2 protein-coding genes are annotated in these 6,830 nt (G+C 44.3%); both read right to left on the bottom strand.

Translation table 11 applies throughout. From position 1 onward, the window contains the following. On the bottom strand, window positions 1-3,167 hold a 3,167-nt coding region (locus GX135_02030), incomplete at its 3' end, for a hypothetical protein (protein NLN84866.1). Window position 3,168: 1 nt separating this feature from the next. Further along, a complete protein-coding gene (locus tag GX135_02035) occupies window positions 3,169-6,510 on the bottom strand; it encodes a DEAD/DEAH box helicase family protein (GenBank protein NLN84867.1) in 3,342 nt (1,113 codons plus the stop codon). Window positions 6,511-6,830 lie beyond the last annotated feature (320 nt).

Consider the following 6,830-nt stretch of genomic DNA (forward strand, 5'->3'; position numbering starts at 1 on the left):
CTCAAGTTGAGTAACTGGCCTAAAACAATATCTAAATTGTCCAATATCGATTTAGAAAGTCTATGATAATATTCATAATCCGTTTGTTTAGTCTGTACGAATTTTTTGTTTTTTTCCAAATCACTCATTAAGATTTGATTCACTTTTGACAGTTCTTCTATATATTCAAAATTGTTCGTGAGACATCCATAATTGAATGCTTCGAGTTCTTTATTTGTTATATGCCATACATCACTGATTGCTTCCCACAGCCAAAAAAACAGAGTTGAGTTAAATGCTGCACACGCCGCATCACGAATTTGAACATCTGAATAACCATACTGCTTGTATTCATTCGACGCTATTGGAAATACAAAACATTTACACCAATACATCATTCTCATATTTAAATAAATCGAATACGACTTGTTGGAGGAAATCCGCAACTCATTTAGCTTTTTTGTTAGTTTTCCTAATATTTGAGTATCCAAGTTACTTCCAAATTTGTACCATCCATATTGTCTTTCGGAATTAACAACGTAATAGCAAGTACTCATCAATTCTTCTAATGCAGATGGATGCGAGCTATACCAATGGTAATATTGTGTAGTATAAAGATTACACTGCGTTTCATCTTTTTTCTTCATTGTGCAAATAATAACTGATAGTTTCTGGTGAACACCCTTGAACAAACACCCAGGCCTATCTGCAAAGTTACTACACCATAACGTGCCGCTTGTTTGAGTAAAATAATATCTCAAATTTGACATTCTGGGTGTGCTGGCAAGAGAAATGGGAATAATCATACCAAAATATGCTTTCTTGTTTTGCAATAAGCGGCTTCGGTGCATTACATATGCGTAAAGATTTCCACATTTTTGAATATCTCGAACATTATATGAATAGCCGATTTTTCGTGATTCCACATACGGCGGGTTCCCAATTATTACATCAAATCCCTGATTATGATGGATAATTTCATAAAACTCCGCATACCAATGGAAGGGTTGGTTGCTCTTTTTCCATTCGTCAAATGGTTTTGTGGCAGAATGCTGATGGAGCATACTATCCAGCGTGGAGGTAAGCTCTTTAAGGCGATTTGAGAGTTCAGTTTTAGCCGGAATAAAGCTCTCTTCGTTTTGAGAGCCTTCCAACTGCAATTCCTTGAAGCGCTTGAAGGTCAATGCCACTTGTTCGCACATCTGCGGAATGCTCTCTTTGTATTTTACAGCGTTAACGACGTCGCTTTCAATATCTTCGATAATTTCATCCCAAGTTGTGTAGCCCACAAGGGTATTGCCACAGCGGATATTGAAGTCGATATCGGGCAGGGGTTCCAAGCCATAGTTCGGGTCGGCTTGATCTGGGTCAACGCATGCCACAAGCTTGAGAAAGAGCCTTAACTTTGCAATTTCCACAGCTTCGTTCATGATATCCACGCCATAGAGGTTGTTCAAGATGATGCTTTTGTAGATGAAATATTGCAGGTTAGGGTGGGAAGGGTCGTCCACAATTTTCAGCTCTTTTTTCAGGTGGCTGGCAGAATATGCGGAACTATCTTCCACAAAATCTCCCATTCTGCCGATGCAGGCTTCATAGAGGTCTTCCAAGATGTTCATGGCGGCAAACAGGAAAGCGCCGGAACCGCAGGTTGGGTCCAGGATTGTAACTGATTTCAAGGCTTTATAGAAATTATAAACGAGCTTGGAGTCCGAAGTTTCGTTGATGAGATCGAGGGCAAACTGCCGGATGTCAAGATTGTGGGTAATCAAATCGTTAATCTGGAGGATATCGCCGTTTGAAATGAGCTGTCTCAGCTCCAAATAACGCTGCCTGCGGGCAATCGTTTCGCGCCAAATCTCTGTGGGCAAAGCCAGCTCTTCCGGGGCGGCTGTGTTCCAACTGCGCCGGAGCTCCACCAGGTTTTCCTGCCGGGGGTTCAGCCCTGCTTTGATGTCTTCCGGCAGGTCCTGCCAAATGTCTTTAGGGTTTATTCCATGCTTCACTGCATTGTGGATATATTGGTCTTCGCTGGCTTTCAGCTTTTGCCAAATTTCTGCATCAGGTTGGAAGGCTTGAGGATAGTTGCGCTGGACTTCATCAAAGAGGTGGGGTATGATTGTGTTTTTTCCGATGTAGTCGGTGATGTCTTCCTTGGTGTAATAGGCTCCCATTTGAGCCCGGTCGTTGATATATTTTTCAAAGATATAGCCAATCACGTCGGGATTGATGTCTTTGCCTGTGGCGGTGATATTGGTGTCCAGATGCCAGTTGTATTCATCAAAGAAATTGAACAGGGCTTCAAAGGCATCGTCTTTGATTTGGATTTCACCTTCATATTTTGCCTCAAGCTCGTGCACGGAAAATATGCCCCCGTTTAAGAAGGGGATTTTGCCAAATTCGGCGGACTGTTCTTCTCTTTCCGGGCTGCCCAACACATTGTGAAACAGCTGCAGCAAAAAGCTGCGGTAGAAGGTGTAGAACTTGTCGGCACCGTGAATCAACCTACCTGTTTCCAGCTTGTGCATAAGATAATCCAGGTTGCCATCCAAAAAGCCGCGTTTTTGGATGAAATAGCAAAACATGAGGCGGTTCAACATCACTGAGGTGTACCAGTTTTTGTCAAATTCATCTGGTATGCCCGAAATGAAGGACAGAAACTTTGTGTGCTGCTTTTTGAAGCCATCGTAGAATTTTTTGGTGACCCTCTCGGAATTTTGGTCCACAGCGGCACTCATGCGCGTGGTCACGTCCACCAGGGTGATGTCTTCCTGCTCGTCGATGGTGAAGACCAGCCCACTGGTTCGCTGGAACAAAAGCTGGGGGTCCTGCTGCACGTAATATTCTGTTACAACCGTTTTGATGGGCTTTCCTGCGGGTCTGTAGGCATATTGCCAAATTTGTTTTTGTCTTTTGTGGTCTGTGAAAATCAGCAGGTGCTCATAGTATCTGCGCTTCACGATGGATTGGATGCGCATTCTGTCGTTTTTTGGAGGAATCTCCATGCCATCAGGGGGCGTGCATTGCAAAAAGCGAAAGCCGCTTTTTTCGCAGATGGCGCTAATCGTGTAGCTAATGTCTTTGTGGTCAATCTGAAACTTTTCGTTGGCGTTATCCCAGCCCATTTGGTTGAAAAGCTCTTTGAACCTGAATTGCCTGACCAAATTTGTAAATGTGATTTTATCCATATCAAACCTTCTTTTCCACCAAGCCCATCGAGCAGATGATCCGGGGTTCCTTGGAATAGCCGCCTTCATCCGGCTCTGTGCAGAGTTTGTTTTCCTCCCAAAGGGTTTCCACCAGCCTTACCAGATAGTCTATCGGTTCCTTGTTCTTAAAGGAATTTCTGATGAGGGTTTTTGCCTCTTCTTTCAGGGGAAAGCGGTAGATGGCTTCAACCGCCTTTTTCAGCGTGTTTGTAACAAAGATGCTGTCTCCCTCATTCTTGATGAACCCAACCAAGCTTTCATAAAGCTGCCTTTTTATGCTTCCCTTTCTACCCAGGGCGCCTTCTGTGTTGCGCTCGGAAACATCGATAAGAGAGATTCCCTTTCCAACAATTTCGTGGTGTGCTTCCAGCTTTGGCAGGGCACGAGTGTCTTTATCGCATGCCGCCACTTCAAGTATCCTTTTTTGGGATTGGGAAATTATGTTTTCATTCATGTCCAGCCAAGCCAAAACGTCGTTGTCGTGCTGGGTTCTGGCATAGATGATAACGCCATCACCTCGGTTGGCTGCATCTTTTGAGGAATATACGATATTGGGCAGATTCGGAATGATTTTTTCCAGATTTTTGTCGGCATCGATGGCATTTTTCCAAATTTGATAGGCGTAGGAGCCCAAGTCTATTTCCGTGTCTGTCTCTTCGTCCAAAATTCCGGCTTTTTCGTTGTAGAGGTCTGCAATATTGGTCGGGTCTCCTGCAAAGAAAACTTCATCGGAGCCGAAAACTTCGGCGTTTTCTTTTATCCTTTCCCTCAGCCTGGAGCGGATTCGTATCACGTCTTCAACGCCATCTTCCGGAAAAACGCTGTAGCAGAGGATTTCCCTGGCATTCTGCCCAATCCTGTCTATCCGCCCAGCTCTTTGAATCAGCCGGATTATCGCCCAGGGAAGGTCGTAGTTTAGCATGATGTGGCAATCCTGAAGGTTTTGCCCTTCGCTCAGGACGTCGGTGGTAATCAAAACCCTGATGTCGTCCAAACCGGGCTTCAATTCATGGCTGATGGGGCTGAATTTTTTGGCAATTGCGCTGGGATTGGCGGAATCACCAGTTGCCACTTCAATGTGATAGACGTTCATTTTTTGCAGCTGCCTGTGCAGATATTCGGCGGTGTCTGCAAAATGGGTGAAAATCAGTATTTTGTCCTTGGGATGAGTTTTTGTGATCAGCTTGTGCAGGGCTTGGAGCTGGTGGTCTTGATTTGGGTCCCAGCAACAGTTCTCCGATACAATTTTAAGCAGGGTGGCTGTGTCTTTTTTCAGGTCATTCAGCAAGTCATCTGTGAAAAGGGAACTGGGTATCCAATTAAACTTTTTGCGTATGCCGGATTCGTTGAACTGTTCATAAGCCTTTTCTGCCTCTTCCATGTAGTGTTTTTCGTCATCATTGAACTGAATGGAAGAAACCTGAGCGGCGTCGTCTTCAAAGTCGTCCGTGTCGTCAAGATCGAAATATGCGCTCACCTGCTCCGTATAGTTTTTTCCAATGGGGAGCGGCAAATCGTTTTCAATGGCGTGGATGAATATATAGTTTCTTTGAATATGGCGACACAGGGAGAGCAGATAGGAATATCCGCTGCTTTCCAAACGCTTGAACAGGTTTGTGCGGCAAAAGCCAATCAGCCTCTTTCCGGCGCGGGATAGGTTTGTTACCATCTCATCTTCTTTTGCAGACAATTCTTTACGTTTAGCTTCGTCCACATAGGAAGCCAGCCCGTAGCGGGGAAGCATCAGAGAGCCGATTTTATCCACTTGGTCTTCGTTGTAAAGCCTTGTATATTGATTTTGGCTCACATCCTCCGGCATTTCATAACCAAGCTTTTTGGGCGTTCGGAGGGGGAAATATGACCTCCTGCCATCGGGGAATCCAAGATATTTATCACCTCTTTCATCTTCTTTGGCATAGTTTTCCTTGATGAATGTTCGGGTTCGACGAATCATATACAATCTGGTGAGCTCTTTCCAGTCGTCGGAAGATTCACTGTGTTCAAAAGCTCTGATGCTGCGCAGGGGCGTTTCAGGATGCTGCATGGCATACTTGTGGTATCCACCAATCTTTGTAATGTAGTTCTCCGGGCTAATGCCCAAATCCAAATCATCGGAAATGAAAAGCCTGAGTTGGTTCGATAAATCCTTGTATTCCTTGTTGTAGGGCGTTGCAGACAGCAGAATGACCTTACTTTCGTTTTCGCTGAGATATTCCTTGATGGCTCTGTAGCGCTTGCCTTTATGGTTCCTGAGGTTGTGGCTTTCATCCACTATAACCAGCCTGAAGCGTTTTTTGTCTTTGAGGTGATTGGGCGCAGCGCCTATGGAAATAACCTCCGCCTTCAAATCGAACTTGGAAATATAATCCTTCCACATATCAACCAGATTTGCGGGACAAATTATGAGGGTTGAATAGAAGTAGTCTTCTTCAAAGATTTTTGCCACGGCACAGGCGGTGTAGGTTTTCCCAAGCCCAACCACGTCTCCGATGAAAACTCCATTGCGCTTATATAGCTTTTTGGCAGCAATCATCACAGCGGCTTGCTGGAAGGGGAACAGCTTGTCTCTGAATGCTTTTGGAATCCTATATTCGTTTAATCCGGCTCTTGCTTCCTGCGACAAATGGTAAACCATTTTTAGGTAGATGTGGTAGGGAGGGATCAGCTCTTCCCGAGCCCAGCTGTTGTCGATAACTTCCACCAGATCATCGGAAATATCCAAACAGTATTGGTCTTCCCATCTTTCATTGAACCACTTTTGTAGTTTTTGGGTGGCATCGGAATCCAAAACGTCAACGTTCAATTCGCCCTGCTTTTCCAAGCCGGACATTGTTAGGTTACTGCTTCCAATCACGCCAACAATGGGAGTGTTTTTGTCTTCCTTGTGCATTAAATACAGTTTGGCGTGCAGCCTGAAGGACAGATGCAGCTTTACAATTACCTTTTTGGCTTTTAGCTGTGATGATAGCTTTCGCAGGGCTGCCTCATCGGCATTTGTGGGAGCCCCAACCAAGAGCTGTTCCTTGAATTGTTCGGCACACCTCTTTTTGAGTTGTAAAGATGTTTTCATGTCCATGGGAAGGGCGCTGTTCACAGTTCTTGATGCTTCTTTCAATTCGTCGATGGGAAGCTTTTGCATCCCCACTAAAACCCTGGCACAGGCACCGTCTTCTCCGCTCCATTTGTCAACATTGCGATCAATGCTTGCCCATCCCTTCAGATTCAGATAGCCAACGCAAAAATCGGCTCTGTAAGAATTTTCAAGCGTATCTTGAAGATAGCTTAGTAGAGATTCGTTTATGTTGTCAAAAATTCTGGGCATTACACCTCCACATTCTTCTTCCATGTTTTAATCATTTATGCAGCCCACTTGAAAACATATTTCCATGTGTATAGCCAAATGCCAAGAGGCTGAACTTATAAACTTCCATTGTGTTGTTTGTTCCGAATTTGTGTCTGTTTCACTTTTTTCCAGCAATACAAAAATCTGATTCTTGTCAACCTAAAAAAGCTTCTTGGCATTCCCCCATTTTTTAAACCAGCCTTATTTTCATTTGCCAAGGATCGGTCAAATCAGGTCTATATGGAGATGTATTATAGTGTGTAGTTCGCTGCAGGCAGATTTTCAGTACCTGGCAAAGC

Source organism: Candidatus Cloacimonadota bacterium (assembly GCA_012522635.1).
Classification (GTDB): domain Bacteria; phylum Cloacimonadota; class Cloacimonadia; order Cloacimonadales; family Cloacimonadaceae; genus Syntrophosphaera.